We start from the raw sequence: 21,526 nt of genomic DNA on the forward strand, positions 1-21,526 counted from the left end.
CGGACCACGCCGGCCGTGCTGGTCACCCTGGCGGCCCTGGCGCGTTCGGCCCCGGGGGCGGTGCCGGCGGGTGCGATGGACGAGGCCCGAGAGCTGGCCACGTATGCCGACCAGCTCAGCCCGTGGGACGAGCCCGCCCCCCGCCAGGCCGGCCTGGTCGTGGACGGCGCGGTCCTCGACTACACCGACCTCGTTCCCGCGGTCGACTGGGCCCCCGGGGCCAGGGTCCACACGGCCGCGGCGACGCTGGGGCCGGTCCTGCGCACGGCCCTGGGTGCATGGTCGGTCGGCGGCTCGCTCGTGCTGTCGCGTGGCCCTGGGCCGACAGGTGGTCGTGAGCGCCGCCTAGCCGCCGAAGGCGTCAGCGTCACCCTCGACGCCTGAGAGCACGCCCGCCTGACGACTATCGGTGACCTCGAGGTCACGGATGCTCGTCCCGAGGCCGACGTGGCAACCATCCGTGACACCCGTGTCACCGATGGTCGTCCGCTGAGCCCCGGGCCTAGCGGGCGCGGACCGCGGCCTCGACGGCCTGCCAGGTCAGGGTGGCGACGACCCCGGTCCGGGCCAGCTTCGCCCGGGCCTGGAGCGCCTTGACGGCTGCCTGGGTCACGGGTCCGAACGCCCCGTCGGCGGTCAGCCCGAGCGCCTTCTGCAGCACCACCACGGCCGGTCCCTGCGAGCCGAGCCGCAGGACGGTCGAGTACTCGGCCCGCAGCGGGTGGTCCCGCAGGTCGAGCGCGTGCCAGACGGCCGCGTCCGCGACCCCCGTCGGCGTCAGGTGGACGGAGCGCTGGAAGGCCTGCACCGCCAGCCCCGTGCGGGACCCGAACACGCCGTCCACGGCGAGGCCGCCGAGGGCTCGCTGCAGCGTCCTGACCGCCTCTCCCCTCGACCCGAGCCTCAGCACCGGCGAGGCCGAGGTGCGCGAGCCGCTCGATGTGGTCGAGGTGGCCACGCTCGGGGCCTTCGGCGTCGGGGCGACGGCCGCGCCGGCCAGGGCCGCCCACGTCGTCGGGCCCACGACTCCTGTCGCGGGCAGGTGGTGGCGGGACTGGAAGGTGCGGACGGCACCTTCGGTCAACGGCCCGAACGCACCGTCGGCCGTGATGCCGAGCGCCCCCTGGAGGGCGACCACGGCCGCTCCGGTCGACCCGCGCCGCAGCGTCGTCTTCGCGTACGCCGCGAGGGAGCCGGCAGGCGTGGTGACGGGCTTCGGGGTGGGCATGGGCGCGGGTTTCGGGGCGGGCGTGGGCGCGCGCTTCGGGGCGGGCGTGGGCACCGGCGCGGGTGTGGGCGTCGGGGCTGGGGTGGGCTTCGCGCCCGACACGCTCCGCGCCGGCACGAGCTTGAGCCGGACCATCGCAGCCCAGGTGGCAGCGTCCAGAACCCCGGTGAGGGGCACCCCGTGCGCCGTCTGCCAGCTCCGCAGGGCCGCCTCGGTCTGCGGTCCGAAGTCGCCGTCGGCCGTGGTACCGATGGCCTTCTGCGCCAGCGCCACATCGGAGCCCGACGCACCCTCCATGAGGATCGAGTACACCGAGGAGGGCGCCTGCGGCGTCGTCGTCGGGCTCGACGCAGAGGGACCGTAGTCGATGGTCGTCAACGCCTTGCCGGTCCACCACGAGGTCCGCTGGTAGGCGCCGTCCCAGCTGAACGAGAAGTGGATGTGGTCGGTGTGCGGGACTGCCCCGTTGTAAGGCGCCCACCCCCGCTGCGGCGCGTACGTCCCCCAGATCCGGCGGTTCCAGATCATGTACATGATCCCGAACCGGCGGGCCATCGCCCCGGGCCGGCCCTGGGCGTCGGGCGCCGACAGCCAGGCGGTGACGGAGTCGGCGATGGCCTTCTGGGTGGGGTCGTTGACGCTGAGCATCCAGTCCCAGGCGCGGCCCTCGGAGTGCTCCGTCAGCCCGCTGTCGCAGTTGCGGGTGATGCCGCCGGTGTTGCCGACGTGGTAGTAGCTCGTCATGAGCTGCGCGAAGGCCAGCACTCCCGGCTTGGCCACCGGGTCGCAGATGCGCTGCGGCTCGTACGGCGAGGCGAGGTCGAGCGCGCTGGGCAGGGCCTTGGTCGGCGGTTTCGGCAGCGTCACCGCGTCAGCGCTCCCGGCGAGGCTCATCGGGATCGTCAAGGCGGGGATCGTGATGACTCCGAGGGCTCGGACAAGGTGCGACACGTGCTTCTCCTGCGCTGGCATGGTCGGCGCCCGGGGTGCCGGACGAACGAGGTTGACTCCTGCACCAGAGGTCACTTCCGGAGCAGGCTTGCCATTTGTCCCATCTGTTCACAGCCGTCACAAGGGCTTGGCGCGAACTACAACCACGGAATTCGCGCAGGCCTCATCCGTTCGGTCGACGGGCGGCGGCTAGAGTCCACGTCATGGACAAAGTCGTCTCCTCAGCGGCCGAGGCCATCGACGGGATCGTCGATGGCTCTTCGTTGGCAGTCGGTGGTTTCGGGCTGTGCGGCATCCCGAGCGTGCTGATCCGGGCCATCCACGATGCGGGGGTCAGCGGGCTGGAGGCCATCAGCAACAACTGCGGGGTGGACGACTGGGGGCTGGGGATCCTGCTGCGCGACCGCCGCATCGCCCGGATGGTGTCGTCCTATGTGGGTGAGAACAAGGAGTTCGAGCGGCAGTACCTCGGCGGCGAGCTGGAGGTCGAGCTGACCCCGCAGGGCACGCTCGCCGAGCGGCTGCGCGCCGGTGGCGCCGGCATACCGGCGTTCTACACCGTGACCGGCGCTGGGACCCAGGTCGCCGAGGGTGGCCTGCCCTGGCTGTATGCCGCGGACGGCACCGTCGCGAAGTCGTCCCCCCGCAAGGAGACCAAGGTCTTCGAGGTCGACGGCGTCGAGAAGGAGTTCGTCCTCGAGCGCGCGATCGTCGCGGACTTCGGGCTGGTCCGCGCCGCGAAGGGCGATCGGCACGGCAACCTGGTCTTCGACCGCTCCGCACGCAACTTCAACCCGCTGGCGGCGATGTCCGGGCGCGTCACCATCGCCGAGGTCGAGGAGCTCGTCGAGCCCGGTGAGCTGGACCCCGACCACGTCCACCTGCCCGGCATCTACGTGCAGAGGGTGCTGGCCCTGACTCCCGAGCAGGCCGCCGAGAAGCGCATCGAGCGCCGCACGGTCCGACCCCGCCCGACCCCGAGCGTCACCGCCGACGTCAGCGCCGCCACTGCCGGCGAGAGCATGGAGGCCTGAGATGGCACTGACCCGTGAGCAGATGGCCGCCCGGGCCGCACAGGAGCTGTCCGACGGCGCCTACGTCAACCTCGGGATCGGCCTGCCGACGCTGGTGCCCAACTACGTGCCGGACGACGTCGAGATCGTGCTGCAGTCCGAGAACGGCATCCTCGGCGTCGGGGCCTACCCCTACGACGGCGATGAGGACCCCGACCTCATCAACGCCGGCAAGGAGACCGTGACGCTGCGCAAGGGCGCGTCGTTCTTCGACTCCGCGACCAGCTTCGGGATGATCCGCGGCGGCAAGGTCGACGCGGCGATCCTGGGGGCGATGCAGGTCTCGGCATCGGGTGACATCGCCAACTGGATGATCCCCGGCAAGATGGTCAAGGGCATGGGCGGGGCGATGGACCTGGTTCACGGCGCCAAGCACGTCATCGTCCTGATGGAGCACAACGCCAAGGATGGCTCCTACAAGATCGTCAAGGAGTGCTCGCTCCCCTACACCGGCCGAGGTGTCGTGCAGCGGATCATCACCGACCTGTGCGTCTTCGACGTCACCGACTCGGGACTGGTCCTGCGCGAGCTCGCGCCCGGCGTCACCGAGGACGAGGTCCGCGAGCGCACCGAGCCCGACTTCACGACCGACCTGGGCTGACGCGCTGACGGCGACGCTCCCCTAGCCGGGTGAGGGCCCGAGCAACACCGGCTCAGGGCAGGATCGTCGACATGCTGTTCCAGCCTGAGCCGACCTGCTGGCGGGCCTTCCAGCCACCGCTGCCGTTGCCCGGATAGAGCCACATCGTCCCGTCGGCCGTCACGGCGAGCACATCGGCCAGGCCGTCCCCGTCGAAGTCTCCGGGCGACACGATCGACGTGAAACCGCTCCAGCTCGTGCCGACGACCCGTGGGTTCAACCAGCCGCCGGTGCCGTTGCCCGGGTAGAGCCACAGCCTGCCGTCCGCCGCTCGCGCCAGGACGTCGGGATGGCCGTCGCCGTCGAAGTCGCCCGGGGACAGCAGGGCGGTGAAGCCGCCCCACCCCGAGCCCACCTGCTGGGGGGAGAGGAAGCCGCCCTGGCCGTTGCCGGCATACAGGATCAGTGCCCCGTCGGAGGCGCGCCGGGCCAACAGGTCCGACCAGCCGTCGCCGTTGAAGTCGCCCGTCGCGAACACGGTGTCGAAGGCCTGCCAGCCGGTACCGATCTGGCGAGGGGCGGCCAGCCCTCCGGTGCCGGAACCGGAGTACAGCCACAGGGATCCGTCGCTGCGCTGTGCCATGACATCTGAGACCGAGTCGCCGTCCCACGTCCCGGCGGTGAACACCTTGGGCAGCGTCCCCCAGCCCGGTCCCAGGACGATGGGCGCCTGCCAGCCGCCCGAGCCGTTCCCGGGATAGATGCGCAGCCGGCCGGTCTGGCTTTCGACGGCGAGGACGTCGGCTCGACCGTCGCCCGTGACGTCGCGGGGGAAGGAGGGGGCTGACGGTGGGTTGTAGGGGACGAACCATTCGGACTTCAGCCCCAGCGCCCACTGGAAGCCCGTTCCGGTGACCGTCACCGACGCCGACGACCCGTCGATGGTCATGCTCAGGACGCGGCCGCCCCAGTCACCGTTGCCGTCACGCTTGGTGATCCGCAGGTCGCGGTAGGTGCCAATGCTCGGCCAGGTCGCCTCGATCGTGCTGACGGGAATGTCGGCGTTCCAGGAGTGGTTCGGGTTGGTCGGTGTGGCGTCGTAGGGGTCGGCCCTGGCGAGCAGGTACGGCTGGTTGCCATAGGCGCTCCAGCCGCCGTTCGAGGAGGAGAACTCGGCGTTGACGACGGCGCCGCCATAGGTCAGCACCGTCCCCGCCGTCATGGCGACCGCCGTGTTGGTGCTGCTGTACTCCTTCGCCGAGCCGTTGACCGTGGTCCCGCTGAAGACCTGGCAGGCGGTGGAGTCGCAGATGTCGTAGGTGGAGGTGGAGCTGGCAGCCCGGCGGGCGTGCTCGGCGTAGCTGCGTGCGGCCACAGCCTGCGCCGCGAGCGCGTCCGGCCGCCAGTACGAGGGGCTCTCGCTGGGCACCACACTTCTGAGGTAGTCCTCCATCGGCAGGGCGAGCACCCCCACGAGCGTCGCGCCCGACATCACGCCGCGCAGCTGGCCTCGGTACGCGACCTGCGTGCCGTTCCACAGCTGTGCGGTGACGCAGCCGGTGCCTCCCGACGGGACCGCGGTGCCGCACCCCGTCGTCGGGTCGTCGAAGACGGCATAGCCGTTGGGTGGGGCCCCGTACAGCGTCCAGGTGGTGCTGGCCGCGCCTGGACGGTGGTACTCGACGACACTGCCCGTGCCGTTGGCGCGGATGCGCCAGGCGTCCGCCGGAAAGCGCGTGTCGCCACCGACCGAGGCCCAGGTACCCGCGTTGCCGGTCCACGAAAGTCGCAGCGTCGGCGTCCTCTTGACCTGGAGGATCCCGTTGTAGACCACCTGCGGTACGTGCACGCGCAGGGTCGGGTTGCCGATGGCCGTCTGAGTGGTGTTCTGGTAGTAGAAGGACAGGATGGCGGGCCACTTGAGGCCCGCCAGGGCAGCGCCCTGGGCGCCGTACTGGGACATTCCGTGACCGTGGCCCCAACCATGGCCGTGCAGGTGCAGGATTCCGTCCGAGGTGACGGGGTACACCTCGTCCGCGCGAGCCGCTGACGAGCCGGCCAGGACCGCGACGAGCACCGTGGCGAACGAGGCGACGAGCGCGACCGCCCGCCGCCGCCGCGAGTTGGGCACCGTCTGCATGGCCTTCTCCTGTCGCATCAGCCGAGCACCGAGACCTGGGGACCGGTCAGCGGCTGCCGGCCCGGCAGTAGCCCACCCGTGCCGTTGCCGGCATACAGCCACAGGTTCCCTGACGTGTCACGAGCAACGACGTCGTTCGTGCCGTCGCCGTTGACATCGCCCATGCCCAGCACCTGGGTCAGATCCGTCTGACCGGTCGCGAGGACCGTGGAGTCGACGAGGGTGCCGGGGCCACCACCGCGGTACAGGAGCAACGCACCGTCCGAGGCCCGCAGGGCGACGACGTCGGCGTTGGTGTCGGTGTTGAAGCTGCCGACTCCGGTCAGGCTGCGCATCGCCTGCCAGCCACTGCCGCTGTCGTAGCGCGGCTTGAAGCCGAACGTGGACGTCATCGGGTAGATGTAGAGCTCTCCGCCCGGCATCCTCGCCATGAGGTCCGGGACCCCGTCGTTGTCGAGGTCGCCGGCGGGCTCGATGAGGTCGAAGTACTGCCAGTCCGAACCCACCGTGAACGGCGCGCCGAACGTGCCGCCCGCCGTGCCCTTCATGGCCACCAGCGTCCCGTCGGCCATCCGCGCCAGGGCGTCGGGGTAGCCGTCGTGGTCGACGTCGCCGACGATGCGTACCCAGTCGGCGCCGGGCACGACGGGGCCGGGGCTGCTGCCGGGGGCGTTGAGGTCACGACGGCCGGTGCCCGCGTAGAGCATGAGGGCGCCGGAGGAGGCGCCGGGATTCACAGCCAGCAGGTCGATGGTGCCGTCGCCGTTGAGGTCGACGCCGGACGACAGGTTCGACATGGCCGTCCAGCCGGCTCCCCACACGTTGGAGCGGCTCAGCTTGTCGGAGGCGTCGGCGTAGTAGGTCCGCATGTGGCCCGCCGAGTCACGGGCCAGGATGTCGCCCGGGTTCCCGTCGTGGTCCAGGTCCAACCCGCCCGTGGCAGTCAGCGAGGACCACCCGCCGCCCTGCTGTTGGGGCGCACCCCAGGCCCCGCTGGCCAGGTGGGGATAGAGCATGAGCGCCCCGTCAGAGGACCGAACGGCATACAGGTCGGTGCTCCCGTCGTGCGTGACGTCACCCGCGGGGAACACCGCGGACATGGCACCCCACCCCGTGCCGATGACCTGGCTGCTGCGGAACCATCCGGCCCCGTCGCCGGAGTAGAGCACGAGCTGCCCGGCGGTGTTGACGCCCAGCAGGTCGTTGTGGCCGTCTCCGTCCCAGTCGCCCACCGCCACGAGCCGAGTGACGGCCTGCCACCCCGAGCCACCTACGGTCACGCCCGTGAACCCGCCATGTCCGTCGGTCCGATAGATCCGCAGGGTGCCGGCTCGAGGGTCGACCGCGACGACGTCCGGCTGTCCGTCTCCGGTCAGGTCGGCGGTCATGGTGACGTTGCGCAGGACGTTCCATCCCGTGCCGATGGTCTTGCCCTCGGCCACGGCCACGGGCGACGCCATCCGCAGCAGCTGGGCCGGACCCGTCATGGTCGGTGGCGCGGCGGTGCCCGGATAGGTCAGCACCTGCCCGGCGCGCGTCAGCGCCGAGGCCCGCTGGGACCCGATGAGGGACCGGACCGCAGTGCGGATGGTCGGCAGCTGGTCGTAGAGCGCCTGCCCCGGGCACGCAGTCTGGTAACCGTCACGGTGGCCCGAGATGCGGTTGAAGTACTTGTCGCGGACGAAGACCGAGCCGACAGCGGGTATGCCGTGCACGCTGAGCTTCCACGCCAGGACCCGTTCGATCCCGGCCAGGAGGGCTGGCGGCGGCGTGGCACTGGTGAACGTGCCGATCGCCGCGACACCGGTGGACCAGGTGTTGTAGTTGAGCGTCTGGGCACCGATCACGGCCTTGTCGATCCCGCCGTAGCGCCCCTCCCAGATCCGGCCGAACCGGTCGACGAGGAAGTTGTAGCCGATATCGTTCCAGCCCTCACTGAGCACGTGGTAGGCGTAGATGCCCCGGATGATGGCCGGGACGTCGGCGCTCGTGTAGGTGTTGGACCCGTCGGTGTGGTGCACGAAGGCCATCTGGACCTGGCCGTAGTCGGGCGTCCCCTTGCGGATCGACTCGTCGGCTCCCCACGCGGCCCGGCTGTAGATCTGCGGCTGGGCCGCATCTGCCGAGGCCGCGCCGGGGGCGGTGACAGTCGGGTCGGGCGAGGTGCCCGGGTCGATGACGGACACCTGTGCTCCGGTAGGCACGGTGGTGCGCGACGTGAGGACCCGCACCTGGACCTTGCTTGCACCCGCGACGACGTAGGGGTCCGTCCCGCCGATGGGAGCCCGATCCCGGCTCTCCGCGGTGTTCGCGTCGGCAGCGATGTCGGAGGAGTCGAGAGTCTGCCAGTCGCTCCAGGTGCCCTGGGAGAAGGTCCGGACCTGGAAGGTGTCCGCGGCGGTCACCGCACCCTTGGGCCACGAGACGCCGACCACGCTCACCGGGCCGGGCACGTCCTGTGCCGCTGTCGTGGCCCCCGCACGGGCGCTCGAGCGCGGGTCCTTCTCCCCCGCGTCCAGCTTCTGCCTCCCGTCGGCGACGACGCCGGACAGAGCGGCGGGCACGAAGCCGGCCTTGACCACGTGGGGCTTGACCGGCCTGACCGCCGAAGCCGGGGACGTCCCCACGACGGGAAAGACGCCGGTCAGAGCAGGCACGAGGACCAGGGCGCCAGCGGCCGCGCCGAGCCCAGCCATCCGTCGGAGCCGGAGCAGGCGTCCGGCCGAGGGGTGGGCGCGTTCGGTTCCGTCTGCGTGCGTCGTCTTCTGCTTGATCATGCTCGTACCCATCATGGTGGCGGAGGCTGCGGCGAGCGCAGTCTTCTACTGTGCCCCACGGCTGCGCGGCGCGGGGGCCAGAAGGCGCTATTTCACCATGACTTCACTTCTGCCACTCGTGTAGCAGCAGAATCGTGACCCGCACTCAGTGGGTCGAGCAGTCCCCGACGCGGTACACGGAAGCGGTCCTCGAGTGGCCGAGCAGCGTCAGCCCGGGAGTGGTCGCGAGGTGGTTCAGGCCCTTGTACTGGGCGATGCGTGCGCCCGAGGAGGCGGCGTCGAACTTGTGCGAGTCGTCCACCACGATACGGACGTGCAGGTCCTTGACCGCCCGGCATACGGCCGGGTCGGTCGTGAACCGGTCGAAGGACCGCATGAGCAGCAGGCGCGGCGCGTCGTCGGTGGTCACCATGTGGGGGAACACCACGGCGCGCCCGCTGAGCGCTCCCGCGTAGACCCCACCGGTCCAGGGGCTCGCCAGGATGTCCGTGCCGGGCGGCGCCCACCCGGCGATCTTCCGGTAGAGCGCCGCCTCGTCGGGAGTGACCAGCGGGTCGGGGAAGCCGGCGTAGGTGTAGCGCACCGTCGAGACCACCGGCGACAGGGGGTTGGCCGTGGGGAGGAACGCGACGACCACGATGGCGAGCACCGCGGCGGCCAGCGGCTGGGCCCAGCGGACCACGCTGCGGGCCAGTGCCGGTGACAGCGACAGGGGCTTGTATGCCGCGAGGACCCGGATGTGCCCGACCAGCCACCCGCGGGTCCACAGCGCCCCCATCGTGGCCAGGGGGATGCCGGTGAGAGGCAGCAGCGCTGCGACCCTGAACCCGTCGTTGTACCAGAACCCGGTGAGGGTGGGGCGGATCGTGTCGTCGGTGGACGTGCTGATGACCACCAGCGCGATGACGACGAGGTGAGAGAACACCAGCCAGCGTGCGGTGCGGTAGCGGAAGGCCCACACGGCGCCGACGACGACCAGCACCCCGACCACGGCGACCTGGCTCGACAGGCTGGAGGTGAGGAAGAGCGCCTCACCCACGGCCTGCGCCGCGCTCTGACGTGGGCTCCAGTAGAAGCTGCGGACCTGGTTGAGAGCCGCGAGGTGGTAGAGGCCGTTCCAGAACGCCCAGAGCACCACTGCTGTGAGCAGGCACAGCGCGATGGCCAGCAGGCGGCGACGCGGGTGGCCCCAGCTGATGACGAGCAGGCCGAGCTCGGCGGCGACGAGCAGCGGCAGCCCGACCGCGATCAGGGCGAAGGCCGCGCCTGGGTGCGCGTAGTACATGGCCGGCGCCGTCACGGCCAGGGCCAGCCCCGCCTGCAGGCTGCCCACCCACCTGAAGCGGGTATGCCGCACGAGCAGGACCGCAAGGGCCAGAGCGCCGGGGAGGATCGAGTAGCTCAGGGCGTTCGGCCACAGGACGCCATAGGAGACCAGGAGGCCGGGGAAGACCGAGATGACGCAGACCGCCCCCATGCTGAACGCGAGGCCGAACCGGGACGGTCCGACCACGGTGCGTACCAGCAGCATGGTCGACAGGGGCCAGAGCACGGCGGCGAGCACGACGGCCACGATGTTGGCCGCCGCAATGGGCGTGCACCCCGACACCATCACGACCAGTCCCGCGATGCCGTGGAACAGCGGAGGGTAGAAGGGGGCGTGCCCTGCGGGAACGGCGGCGGCGCCGACGACCGACGGGGCGGCCGAGTGGGCCGCAGCGACGTTCGCGATGCCGTTGACGTGGAGCGGCCCGTCGAAGCTCTGGCTGATCGACTCCGGCGAGCCGATGCCGCGGCTGACGGCCAGGCCGCTGGCGAGCACGGCGAGCGCCACCGCGGCGGCCGACCAGCACCAGCCAAGGTGCGGCACTACCGGGCGGGCCTGCTCTCGGGGGCGCACGACCACGAACCAGACAGCCCCGCTCGCAGCGGCCGCCAGCAGCGTGACGAGGGCGATGACGGGCAGCCCCCAGGCGACGTGCAGGAGCGTCGAGACCACATCGGCGACGGACAGGACGCCGAGGGACAGGGCGGGGGCGGCACCGGCCGCCTCCTCGCGCCGGAAGCCGAGGGCCAGGGCGACGAGCAGGCCTGGGACGACCATGACCACAGCGGCCAGCAACAGCTCGGGCAGAGCCTGCGGCCAGCTCAGGAGGAGGTTCATTCTCCGCCCCGTAGGTGGGCGACGGCCTCCTCCACCGGTCCATCCATGGTCACGACCCCCGACTTCAGCACCACCCCCCGGTCACACACCCGCGCCACCATGTCGAGCTCATGGCTCACGATGACCAGCGTCTGGCCCATCTCCCGCAGGGTGCCGATGCGCTCGAGGCACTTGCGCTGGAACGGCTCGTCGCCGACCGCCAGGATCTCGTCGATGAGGAAGATGTCGGGCTCGCTGTACGCGGCGACGGAGAAGGCCAGCCGCAGGAACATACCGGACGAGTAGAACTTGACCTCGGTGTCGATGAACCGCTCGATCTCGCTGAAGGCGACGATCTCGTCGAACTTCGCGGCGATCTCCTTCTCTGACATACCGAGGATGGCGCCGTTGAGGTAGATGTTCTCCCGGCCGGTGAGGTCGGGATGGAAGCCGGCGCCGACCTCGATGAGGCCGGCGACGCGGCCCCGGATGCCAATGCTGCCGGAGTCGGGGAGCATGACTCCCGAGATCAGCTTGAGCAGGGTCGACTTGCCGGAGCCGTTGAAGCCGATGAGAGCGACGGCCTCGCCCTGCTCGATGGTGAACGAGACGTCGTCGAGGGCGTTGAACGTGTTCGACGACAGCTCGCGCCCCCGTCCGCGGAACGTCCACACCGCCAGCTCCTTGATGGAGCGGGTGTGGCGCAGCGTGAAACGCTTCGTCACACTGCTCACTTCGATCGCTGACGTCACGTCACAGCTCCTGTGCGAATCGGCCCTCGAGCCGGCGGAAGACGAACTGGCCGGCCAGCACCAGGACCACGCTCACGACAAGCCCGAGCAGCCCCCACCACGCGAAGTGGAAGGGCATGGCGGGCAGCCCCGTGTGGTGGGCGTACTTGTCGGTCACGGCCTGGCTCGGCAGCCAGAAGCCGTAGTGGGCCAGCTCGATGGCAGCGGTGCCGGGGTTGGCCTGGTAGAGCCACCACAGCGGCGTACCCCCCAGCACGCCGTACGCCTTGTCCCAGGTGTAGAGCACCGGCGAGAGCCAGGTCGCCATCATGAGGATCAGGTCCACGAGGTTCTCGGCGTCACGGAACAGCACGTTGACGGCGCCGAAGATCAGGCCGAGACCGAGCCCGGCGAACGTGGTGATGGCCAAGGCCCCCAGACACCCCACGAGGTTCAGCGGGCCCGGGCGCCAGCCACCGACCAGCGCCGCTCCGATCAGGACGGCGAGCTGAGGGAAGAGGTGCACCATGGCGACCCACACCGACGAGACCGGGAAGAGCTCACGGGGGAGGTAGATCTTCTTCACCAGGTCGGAGTTCAGCACGATGGAACGGGTCGTGTTGCTGAAGACCTCGGAGAAGTAGTTGACCATCACGATGCCCGAGAACAGGTAGATGATGTAGTTCGGCTGCTGGCGGTCCAGCCCCAGGAACTTGCCCATCGCCACGTAGAAGACGAGCAGCTGGACGCCCGGCTTGACATAGCTCCAGAGCAGACCGAGCACCGAGCCGCGGTAGCGGACGCGGAGCTCCTTGCGCACCAGCAGCTTCAGCAGGAACCGCCACCGGTAGACGTCGAGCAGGCCTGCGCTGCGCCCGGGACTCCTCAGTGCCTCCACATCCGCTCGCGGGGGGGCGGCCGCCATCACCCGTCCTTGGCGATGCCGAAGGTCTGCTCCCAGGCCTCGAAGGAGGTGATCTGCGGCAGCGCCTCGCGGTAGAGCGCGGCCAGCTCTTCCCAGCGGCTGTAAAGCAACGCGTGCTGAGACGCCGATGCCTGGACCATCGAGCGGGCCCGCTTGTTGTCGCGCTGGTACCAGGAGGCACCGGTGCCGTCAGCCGTCGACACCACGGCGCTGTCCTGCTGGGCGATCCGCCACCACGCCGCGTCCTTGTGCGCGATCCGGGCCTGGGGGTGCTCGGAGGCGGTGGGGTCGACCGGCAGCAGCTGCCGCAGGACGGCCAGACCGGCCTTCGGGAGGAGCGCCCAGCCCTTGGGCGGCGTCGCCCTGCTCGGCTTCTTCGGCTTGCGCCGGCTCACCGGGGGAAAGGCGTCGACGTCCTTGGCGATCCGGCCGTCGTGGTAGTTCTGTGCGTCGGCACGGATCTCGCCCAGGCGGGTGGGCAGGATCTGGTGCAGCCGCTCCGGCCCGGCGAGCACATCGCGCTGGGCGGCCAGCCGGCCGTTGACCGTGTAGTACTGCATCGACACCAGGTGCTTGAGATCGAGCATCACCGAGTCACGCAGCAGGTCGCCACCATGGGGCAGGGGCGAGTGCATCAGCGCCGAGATCAGACGGTTGCGCTCGTGGAAGTAGGACTGCCAGCCGACGAGGTCGTCCTTGTCACCCCAGGCCACGTGCCAGACAGCGGCACCGGGCAGGGAGACCGTCGGTATGCCGGCCGCCTTGCCGCGCAGGCCGTACTCGGAGTCGTCCCACTTGATGAAGACCGGGATGGACAGACCCAGCTGGCGGACCACCTTGGTGGGGATGAGCGTCATCCACCAGCCGTTGTAGTCCACGTCCACGCACTGGTGGAGCACCTTGGACTCGCGGAGTCCGGTGCGGGCGAAGTCATGCCGGAAGTAGGTGCCGACGCCGGCGTTGCGGGGCCCCCACAGCCACGGCTCGACGATCTCACCGAAGGTGTGCAGGACCGAGCGGTTGTAGAGGTCGAACATGTGGCCGCCGACCATCGTCGGGATGCGGCACATGTCGGCGAACGTCGTCAGGCGCTCGATGCTGGCGGTCTCGAGGTTGATGTCGTCGTCGAGCAGCAGCACGTAGTCGCTGCGGTCGGCCGTGACGACCTCGTACATCCCGCGAGAGAAGCCCCCCGAGCCACCGAGGTTGGGCTGCTCGATGATGCGCAGCTGCGAGCCCAGCTCGGCCGCGAGCTCGTCGAAGCCCTCCTCGTCGGAGACCTTCTGGGTGCCCTGGTCGACCACGATGAGCTCGTCGAGGACGGCGCGCAGGCCGGGATCCTCGGCGACGGCCCGGATCGTGGTGAGGCAGTAGTCGGGCCGGTTGAAGGTCGTGATGGCCAGGCTGGTGCGGCCATGCGGGCGCCCTGCGTCCGGGACGCGCCACTCCGCTGCGTCGACCACGACGGGCTCGTTACCGGCGATGACGTCGAACCAGTACCAGCCGCCGTCGCCGAAGGTCTGTAGGGAGAGGTCGACCACGGTTTCGGTGTGGTCTCCTGAGACGCGGATCGCCTCGACGCGCTGCGGGGCGCCCTTGGCGTTCGAGCGGTAGACGAGCACGGTGCACGACCCACTGGTGACGATGGCGAGTCGGACGGACTCCACCACCGTCCAACGCCGCCAGTAGCTGGCGGGGAACGCGTTGAAGTAGGAGCCGAACGACATACGCCGACCGGCCCGGACCCGGACGCTGTGCCGGCTCAGCACGTCGTCGGGGTGGACGCTGCTCTCGACGTCGGCCTTCTTGCGGTCGATGTAGACGGACAGGACGTCGAGGTCGCCGGACGGAGGCAGGATCAGGCGCTGGGCGACGCGGTAGTCCGCCCCTGCCGCTGCCTCGGCCTTGTGGGCTGAGATGGTCGTGCTCATGCGTCAACGCCTCCGCTTTCGATGGCCTCGCCCTTGTCGAAGTGGCCGGCCAACCGGTTGTCGACCATGGACAGCGCCGACCCGATGGCCATGTGCATGTCGAGGTACTTGTAGGTCCCGAGCCGGCCGCCGAAGAGCACACCCTGCTCCTGCCGAGCGAGGTCGCGGTACTTGAGCAGCCCGTCTCGGTCGCCCGGGGTGTTGACCGGGTAGTAGGGCTCGTCCTCGGCCTCGGCGAACCGGGAGAACTCGCGCATGATGACGGTCTTGTCGGTCGGGTAGTCCCGCTCCGGGTGGAAGTGCCGGAACTCGTGGATGCGGGTGAAGGGCACGTCCTCGTCCGGGTAGTTCATCACCGAGGTGCCCTGGAAGTCGCCCGTCGGCAGCACCTCCTGCTCGAAGTCGAGCGTGCGCCAGCCGAGGCGACCCTCGGAGTAGTCGAAGTAGCGGTCGACCGGCCCGGTGTAGACCACGGGCACGTTGCCGACGATGTTGTCCTTGTTGACCGGCTGCGAGGTGTCGAAGAAGTCGGTCTCGAGCTGGACCTCGATGCGGTCGTGGTCGGCCATCCGCTCCAGCCACCGGGTGTAGCCGTCGGTCGGCAGGCCCTCGTAGGTGTCGTTGAAGTAGCGGTTGTCGTAGGTGTAACGCACCGGGAGCCGGCTGATGATGTCGGCCGAGAGCTCCTCGGGCGAGGTCTGCCACTGCTTGGCGGTGTAGTGGGCGATGAACGCCTCGTACAGCGGGCGGCCGATCAGGGAGATGCCCTTCTCGACGAAGTTCGTGGGCTCCTTGCCCCCCAGCTCCTCGGCCTGCTGGGCGATCAGCGCGCGCGCCTCGTCGGGCCCGTAGGCCGAACGGAAGAACTGGTTGATCGTGCCGAGGTTGATCGGCATCGGGTAGACCTCGCCGCCATGGCGGGTGTAGACGCGGTGCACGTAGTCGGTGAAGGTCGTGAAGCGGTTGACGTAGTCCCACACGCGCTCGTTGGAGGTGTGGAAGAGGTGGGCGCCGTAGCGGTGCACCTCGATGCCGGTCTGCTGCTCGTTCTCGCTGTAGGCATTGCCACCGATGTGGCTGCGGCGGTCGATGACGAGGACGCGTCGTCCGTGCTCCTGGGCGATCTGCTGGGCCACGGTCAGGCCAAAAAAGCCCGACCCGACCACCACAAGGTCCGGGTTCACTCATTCTCCTTAGGACGTGACTGCCGGACAGGCTACCCGAACCGACCGGTGCCACCGCCCGGCGCGGGTCGGCCCTGGCCGGGCGCGCCTGAGTCGGCGCTGCCGCTCTTCGGAACTACTCTTGACCCGATGAATGCCACCGATGTCTGGCTCGTTGTGCCGTTGTACAACGAGGCCACCGTGATCGCCGATGTCGTCCGGCGTGCCCGCCAGGCCTTTCCCAAGGTGGTCTGTGTCGACGACGGCTCGTCGGACGACTCGGCGGCGTTGGCCGAGGCTGCGGGCGCGCGGGTGGTGCGCCACCCGGTCAACCTCGGGCAGGGAGCGGCCCTGCAGACCGGTTTCGACTACATCCTGACCGACCCCGAGATGCGGTATGCCGTCACCTTCGACGCCGACGGGCAGCATCAGCTCGAGGACGTGCTGGTGATGCTCGAGCGCATCCGGCGCGGCGATGTGGACGTGGTGTTCGGGTCGCGCTTCCTCGACGAGCGCACCCGCCCCAGCGCCCTGAAGCGGCTGGTCCTCCGGTTGGCCGTCATCTACACCAACCTCACGACCAAGACCCAGCTCACCGATGCCCACAACGGACTGCGCGTGCTGTCCCGCGAGGTGGTGGAGCGCATCGACATCACCCAGAACCGCATGGCGCACGCGTCCGAGCTCGTGGCGCAGATCGGCAGCATGCGGATCCATGGCCAACCAGTGTCCCTGGCGGAGGAGCCCGTGCACATCCTGTACTCCGACTACTCCCGGGCCAAGGGCCAGTCCCTCTGGAACGCCGTCAACATCCTCGCTGAGCTGTTGCTGCGATGAAGGCGCTGTCGATCCAGCTCGTCCTGGTCCTGGTCACCCTCGGGATCCTCTACCGCGTCGTCTCCGGGTCCGGGGCGCGGACCCAGGCAGTCCGCCGGCTGAGCCTCCTGGTCTTCGGCGCCTTCGCGGTGTGGTCCATCCTCTCGCCGAGCGTGTGGACGAGCCTGGCGCACCTGGTGGGCATCGGCAGGGGTACCGACCTGATCCTCTACGGCCTGGTCATCGCGTTCTTCAGCTTCGTGGTGACGAGCTTCAGGCGCTTCCGCGAGGCTGAGATCCGCTACACGAAGCTCGCGCGCCGGATCGCCATCGACGAGGCGCCCCCGGCGGCGGACCCGCTCCCGTCGCCCACCCGCGCAGCAGGCCAGGGCGAGAGTGCCGAACCCGGGCAAGCCGACCGACGACCCGAGCTGGACGCCGATGTCTGAGTACGACGCCGACCCCAGGGACGACGACGTCTTCGTCGTCGACACCCGCCGCCGCCCCGACCGCAGTCGCCCCGACCGCAGTCGCCCCGACCGCGGTCGCCCCCAAGGCTCCCCGCCCGTGGGAGGCAGCCCGCAAGGCTCAGCGGTGGGACGCCGCCCCCACCGGGGACGCACCGTTCTCCTCGTGGTCCTCGGGCTCGTCATCCTCTGGCTGGCGTTCATGGTCTGGGTGCCCTTCCATGCCTGGGGCACCGTTCACCGGGTCGACGCCACTCCCCCTGGCCCGCGTCCGGCTCAGACCAAGGGCTACGACTATCTCCTCGTCGGCTCCGACAGCCGCGCCGGGCTGACGGCCGCCCAGAAGAAGGCGCTGACCACCGGGTCGGCGCAGGGCGAGCGCACCGACTCGATCATCCTCGTGCACGTCCCGGCTGACGGCGGCAAGCCCGCCTTCATCTCGATCCCCCGTGACAGCTTCGTGCCGATCCCGGGGCACCAGAGCAACAAGATCAACGCCGCCTTCGCCGAGGGCGGTCCCAGGCTTCTCGTGCACACGGTCGAGCAGGTCACTGGCCTGCGGCTCGACGGCTACATCGAGATCGGCTTCGGCGGGTTCTCCACCGTCGTCGACAGTCTCGGCGGGGTGGACATCTGCGTGCCCTTCCACATGAACGACCCGCACGCCGGCATCAACCTCCAGAAGGGCTGCCAGACCCTCAACGGCGCCAACGCCCTGGGCTACGTCCGGGCCCGCTACTCCGACCCGCGGGGCGACATCGGCCGCGCCGAGCGGCAACGGCAGTTCCTCGGCGCGATCATGCACAAGGCGCTGACGCCATCGACGATCCTCGACCCGTGGCGCTACTACGGCTTCTCGATGGCCGCGGGCCAGGGTCTGACCGTCGACAACAACACCTCGCTGCGCGACGTGACCCGCGTGCTCATGGCGATGCGCTCCATCTCCCAGGGCAACGGCCTGTCGCTCGTCGTGCCCCTGTCCAGCCTCAACTACCAGACGTATGCCGGCAGCGCGGTCAAGTGGGACACGGCCAGGGCCAAGCAGCTGTTCACGTTGCTACGCAACGACACCCCGCTCGAGGCGCCCCCCGCTGGGACTGACGGGAAGCCCAGCGGAGGCTGAGTCGCCGCTGGCCGGTTGGCCACCCTGGGCCGGTTGGCTCGCCGCGGCGGCGCACGGCACCGTCAGCGCGGCCAGCCGAGGTAACGCGGATGCCTGGTGTAGAAACGCATGGCGCTGCGTGCGTGGAGCACCTGGCCGCGGTTGAACCGACGCCGGGAGTCGCCCCGCCACTCGTGGACCCAGCGGACGTCGGCCGTCACCGACACTGCGATCCCGAGGTCACGGGCCCGGATCCCGAGCTCGACATCCTCCATGTAGAGGAAGTACTCCTCGGGCCAGCCGCCGATACGTCCGAAGGTCCTGCGCGCCATGGCGGTGGCTCCGCCGGCCACCCACGTCACCGGGCCGGACTCGTAGGGCCCGACCGGCCACAGGTAGTGCTGCAGAGCCGAGGACGGCCCGACTCCGCGGTGCGCCAGCTTGGCCAGCAGGTATGGCTCGGCGCGGGCAGCGCTCTGCGGGCGGCCGTCGGGGAAGTCCAGCCTCGGCGTGACGATGCCCTGCGTCCGGTCGATCCAGTCGGCCAGCACGGGCAGGTCCTGGGCACGCACCCCGAGGTCCGGGTTCGCGAACAACAGGTAGTCACCGCGGCCGAGCTCGGCGCCACGGTTGTTGGCCGCCGACAGCCCGACGTTGCCGCCCATGGAGACGTAGCGGAACCCTTGCCGCGCAGCGAAATCGGCCACGGCAGGTTGGTCGGCGTTGTCGACGATGACGACCTCGACCTGACCCGGCCGAAGGTCGCCGAGGCGGTCCGGCTCGAGGAGCCCGGACCAGTACTTCTCCAGCATGGGGAGGCTGTGGTAGCTGACGACCACGACCGACCAGACAGGGCGCTCGCCGCTGGGCTGCTCCTTCGGCCGCGCGGCCTCGAAGGTGCGCGCCCAGGCCTCGGCGGTGACGGCCCGTGCGGCCTCGCGCTGGTATGCCGCTCGCAGGCTGCCCCAGCGCGCCACCAGACGTGCCGTGGCGGTGATGGTGCTCGCGGCGGCCGACAGGGGGTGTGGCGCGATGTCCTCGCGCCGCCCGGCGTCCTCGGCGCGCCGCCGGACCGTGGCCAGGTCGCGGTGCATCCAGGCGGGGCCGGCCAGCAGGTCCTTGAGGGCGGCGAAGCGCATGGCGGCGGCTCGCGGCTCGCGCAGGAGGAGGTGGCGCATCGACACCGCCAGCCACTCGGCGGCCAGTGCGGCCGGACGGTGGTCGTGCAGCATCGCGGTGACCACGCGGTTGCGCAGCAGGAAGTAGGCCTGCCAGCCGGTCTCGTTGGCCTTGCCGGCCCACGAGTCGTGCCACACCGCAGCGCCGGGCAGGACGACGGACCGCAGGCCCGCCTCACCGGCGCGCAACCCGAGCTCGACGTCGTCCCACTTGAGGAAGAACGGCATCGGCAGGCCGACCCGCTCCACACAGGCACGGGGCACGAGCGCCATCCACCAGGGCTGGAAGTCGACCTCGTGGGCCGGCCCGAGCCACGAGTGCTCCGCGACCGGCTGGTCGGCGAGGTCGGTGTTCATGGGAGTGCCGGGGACGGAGGTCCAGCTGAACCTGCGCCGGTCCAGCACCTCGCCGAGCCGGTAGAGCACCGTGGGCCGGGCGGAGTCGAACATGTGGCCGCCGACGATGGTGGGCCCGGACGCGGCATGAGCGAACGCCCAGGCGCGGGCCAGTCCCTCCGGCTGGGCGTAGGCGTCGTCGTCGAGGAGGGCGACATGCGCCACCTGCGGCCGGGCGAGACCCTCCACGAGCCCTCGGGCGAACCCACCCGAGCCCCCGAGGTTCGCCTGCCGCACCACGCTCAGCCGCTCTCCCAGCCGAGCGGCCACCTCCTCGAAGCCCGGTGCCGCTGCCACCGGCTCCGTCCCCTGGTCGACCAGCACCACGGTGGCGACCACCTCAGCGAGCACACCGCCGTCCTCCATCGCCGTGGCCAAGGTGGTCAGCTGGCGCAGGCATGCCTCGGGGCGGTTGAAGGTGGCGATGGCCACGGCCAGCGACCGGGCCGGCGGCGTCAGGTCCGGCGCGCTCCACGCGAAGGCCACCTCGACCTGCTCGGGCCCGTCTGCGGGCACCTGCACCCGTGGCCACACCCACCCGCCGTCGGCGCATTCCGCCACGGGGACGGTCACGGCATACCGACCGCCCTCGGTGGCGCCCTTGGCGAGCAGCCGCACGCGACCCCGGTGGTCGCTGGCCTCCACAGAGATGTCGACGTCGGCACTCGCCGTGAGCTCGAGGCGCACCTCGGCGACCGCAGTGAACCGTGCCCAGTAGCCCAGCGGGAGGGCGGCGAACCACCGGTCGAACGCCACCGACTCTCCCCGCCGGACTGAGGACGACCCGTACAGCGGGCCGGCCTCGGCGACCACCGGGGTGGTCAACAACCCACCGATGAGCACACTCACCAGTGCTCCCCCAGCTCGAAGCCCGCCTCGGAGAGCACGACCCGGTTCGGGCGCGGCCGGGTCCCCAGGCCGTCGCGCAGACCGCGCACGAGGGCGCGCCGCAGGACGTCGCGGTGGTGGGAGTGCCAGTAGAAACGGGCCCAGTTCACCAGGGCCACGCCGATCCGCAGGACCCTCTCGCCGCCGCCGAACGCCCGTCCCGCGCGGAAGGTCCAGACCTTGTTGCGGACCTCGTTGAAGAAGCGCTCCCCTGGGTCGGCCGCCCGGGTCCCGAGGTGGGCGGTCTTGTGCACCACCACGGCGCTGGGCAGGTAGATGCCCGGGCGGTCACGCAGGATCCTTGCGGTGAACTCGAAGTCGTCGTTCCAGATGAAGAAGTCGGCGGTCGGGAGTCCCGTGGCTCGCACCGCGTCGGCCGCCACGAGGAGCGACACGAAGCATGCGGTCCGCATGGGCCGGCCCCCGACGAGCTGGGCCGACCGCCTGCGGTTCCGGCTGCGGGTCGACGGGTTCCACGGCACCGGACGGGGGATGTTGCGAGCCTGGTCCTGGCCGTCCACCCAGGTGACCCGGCTGGCCACCAGCGCGAGCTCCGGGCCATAGGCGAGGTATGCCCCGGTCAGCTCGGCCAGCGTGGTGGGGGTGGCGATGGTGTCGTCGTCCATGACCCACAGCAGGTCGGCGTCGTGCTCGTCCATCGCGCGCGCCATCCCCGCGGCGAAGCCTCCGGCGCCGCCGGTGTTGCGGCCGAGCCGCACGAGATCGGCCGAGGGGAGCGTGCGCGCCACGAGCTCGGCGCTGCCGTCGGTGGAAGCGTTGTCGACCACCACCACGGCGTCGACCGGACGGGTCTGCGCGGCGACGGCCGCGAGGCACTCGGCCAGCAGCTCGCGCCGGTTGTAGCTCACCACCACCGCGACGACCTTGAGGGTCCGGCCGGGGTGCGGGAGCACAGGGTCTGCGCTGGCTGGACTCACCGGGCGAGCATACCCAGCCCCGTGTGAGCGGCCCCTGAGCCGCCTGTCCGGTCCAGGGAGGCCGGAAGACCCCGGTAGAGTGCGACGCCGGCCCGCCCC

At 70.5% G+C, this 21,526-nt stretch carries 15 protein-coding genes and 1 pseudogene; 6 read left to right on the top strand and 10 right to left on the bottom strand.

The features are described from left to right. Positions 1-384 (top strand): annotated as a pseudogene (locus VGN50_RS04125) (TIGR03089 family protein); the annotation flags it as partial. A 118-nt stretch (positions 385-502) separates the two neighbouring features. On the opposite strand, the gene VGN50_RS04130 reads toward VGN50_RS04125, so the two are convergent. Then, positions 503-2,179, bottom strand: coding sequence for a peptidoglycan-binding protein (locus VGN50_RS04130; RefSeq protein WP_327443388.1), 1,677 nt, complete (start codon positions 2,177-2,179; stop codon positions 503-505). Positions 2,180-2,382: 203 nt separating this feature from the next. On the opposite strand from VGN50_RS04130, the gene VGN50_RS04135 reads away from it, so the two are divergent. Both VGN50_RS04135 and VGN50_RS04140 read left to right on the top strand, forming a co-directional pair. Next, a complete protein-coding gene (locus tag VGN50_RS04135; protein ID WP_327443389.1) occupies positions 2,383-3,213 on the top strand; it encodes a CoA transferase subunit A in 831 nt (276 codons plus the stop codon). Between the two features lies 1 nt (position 3,214). Beyond that, the gene (locus VGN50_RS04140; RefSeq protein WP_327443390.1) at positions 3,215-3,853 is read left to right on the top strand and encodes a CoA transferase subunit B; all 639 of its coding nucleotides are present in this window, start codon (positions 3,215-3,217) and stop codon (positions 3,851-3,853) included. A gap of 52 nt (positions 3,854-3,905) precedes the next feature. Here the strand turns inward: VGN50_RS04140 and VGN50_RS04145 are convergent, their stop codons facing one another. The 7 genes from VGN50_RS04145 to glf all read right to left on the bottom strand — a co-directional run bounded on the left by VGN50_RS04145 (position 3,906) and on the right by glf (position 15,663). Continuing rightward, positions 3,906-5,972: a SpoIID/LytB domain-containing protein gene (locus tag VGN50_RS04145; protein WP_327443391.1), complete on the bottom strand. Its 2,067-nt coding sequence runs from the start codon at positions 5,970-5,972 to the stop codon at positions 3,906-3,908. Positions 5,973-5,989: 17 nt separating this feature from the next. Next, positions 5,990-8,749 (bottom strand): FG-GAP-like repeat-containing protein, encoded by a 2,760-nt coding sequence (locus tag VGN50_RS04150; RefSeq protein ID WP_327443393.1) that lies wholly within the window; start codon positions 8,747-8,749, stop codon positions 5,990-5,992. 145 nt (positions 8,750-8,894) lie between these two features. Then, positions 8,895-10,913 (bottom strand): DUF6541 family protein, encoded by a 2,019-nt coding sequence (locus VGN50_RS04155; protein ID WP_327443394.1) that lies wholly within the window; start codon positions 10,911-10,913, stop codon positions 8,895-8,897. Beyond that, positions 10,910-11,644 carry an ABC transporter ATP-binding protein gene (locus tag VGN50_RS04160; protein ID WP_327443395.1) on the bottom strand — a complete coding sequence of 245 codons (735 nt, stop codon included), beginning with the start codon at positions 11,642-11,644 and terminating at the stop codon, positions 10,910-10,912. Before VGN50_RS04160 ends, VGN50_RS04155 begins: the two co-directional genes overlap by 4 nt. Before the next feature lies 1 nt (position 11,645). Next, positions 11,646-12,548: an ABC transporter permease gene (locus VGN50_RS04165; RefSeq protein ID WP_327443396.1), complete on the bottom strand. Its 903-nt coding sequence runs from the start codon at positions 12,546-12,548 to the stop codon at positions 11,646-11,648. Further along, positions 12,548-14,479 carry a glycosyltransferase gene (locus tag VGN50_RS04170; protein WP_327443397.1) on the bottom strand — a complete coding sequence of 644 codons (1,932 nt, stop codon included), beginning with the start codon at positions 14,477-14,479 and terminating at the stop codon, positions 12,548-12,550. The genes VGN50_RS04165 and VGN50_RS04170 overlap by 1 nt, the downstream gene beginning before the upstream one ends. After that, positions 14,476-15,663, bottom strand: coding sequence for a UDP-galactopyranose mutase (gene glf / locus VGN50_RS04175; protein WP_327443398.1), 1,188 nt, complete (start codon positions 15,661-15,663; stop codon positions 14,476-14,478). The genes VGN50_RS04170 and glf overlap by 4 nt, the downstream gene beginning before the upstream one ends. Positions 15,664-15,792: 129 nt before the next feature. Between glf and VGN50_RS04180 the strand changes: the two genes are divergently transcribed. Genes VGN50_RS04180 through VGN50_RS04190 form a run of 3 tightly spaced genes read left to right on the top strand, consistent with a single transcriptional unit; the run spans position 15,793 to position 18,048 of the window. Continuing rightward, positions 15,793-16,479 carry a glycosyltransferase family 2 protein gene (locus VGN50_RS04180; RefSeq protein WP_327443399.1) on the top strand — a complete coding sequence of 229 codons (687 nt, stop codon included), beginning with the start codon at positions 15,793-15,795 and terminating at the stop codon, positions 16,477-16,479. Further along, entirely contained in the window at positions 16,476-16,907 is a 432-nt protein-coding gene (locus VGN50_RS04185) for a DUF2304 domain-containing protein (protein WP_327443400.1), read from the top strand. Before VGN50_RS04180 ends, VGN50_RS04185 begins: the two co-directional genes overlap by 4 nt. Continuing rightward, positions 16,900-18,048, top strand: coding sequence for an LCP family protein (locus tag VGN50_RS04190; protein ID WP_327443401.1), 1,149 nt, complete (start codon positions 16,900-16,902; stop codon positions 18,046-18,048). Before VGN50_RS04185 ends, VGN50_RS04190 begins: the two co-directional genes overlap by 8 nt. A gap of 62 nt (positions 18,049-18,110) precedes the next feature. Here the strand turns inward: VGN50_RS04190 and VGN50_RS04195 are convergent, their stop codons facing one another. Beyond that, on the bottom strand, positions 18,111-20,450 hold the full coding sequence (locus VGN50_RS04195; protein ID WP_327443402.1) for a glycosyltransferase: 2,340 nt from the start codon (positions 20,448-20,450) through the stop codon (positions 18,111-18,113). Then, positions 20,447-21,427 carry a glycosyltransferase gene (locus VGN50_RS04200; protein ID WP_327443404.1) on the bottom strand — a complete coding sequence of 327 codons (981 nt, stop codon included), beginning with the start codon at positions 21,425-21,427 and terminating at the stop codon, positions 20,447-20,449. Before VGN50_RS04200 ends, VGN50_RS04195 begins: the two co-directional genes overlap by 4 nt. Between the last annotated feature and the right edge of the window lie 99 nt (positions 21,428-21,526).

The organism is Pedococcus sp., assembly GCF_036000045.1.
Taxonomy (GTDB): Bacteria; Actinomycetota; Actinomycetes; order Actinomycetales; family Dermatophilaceae; genus Pedococcus.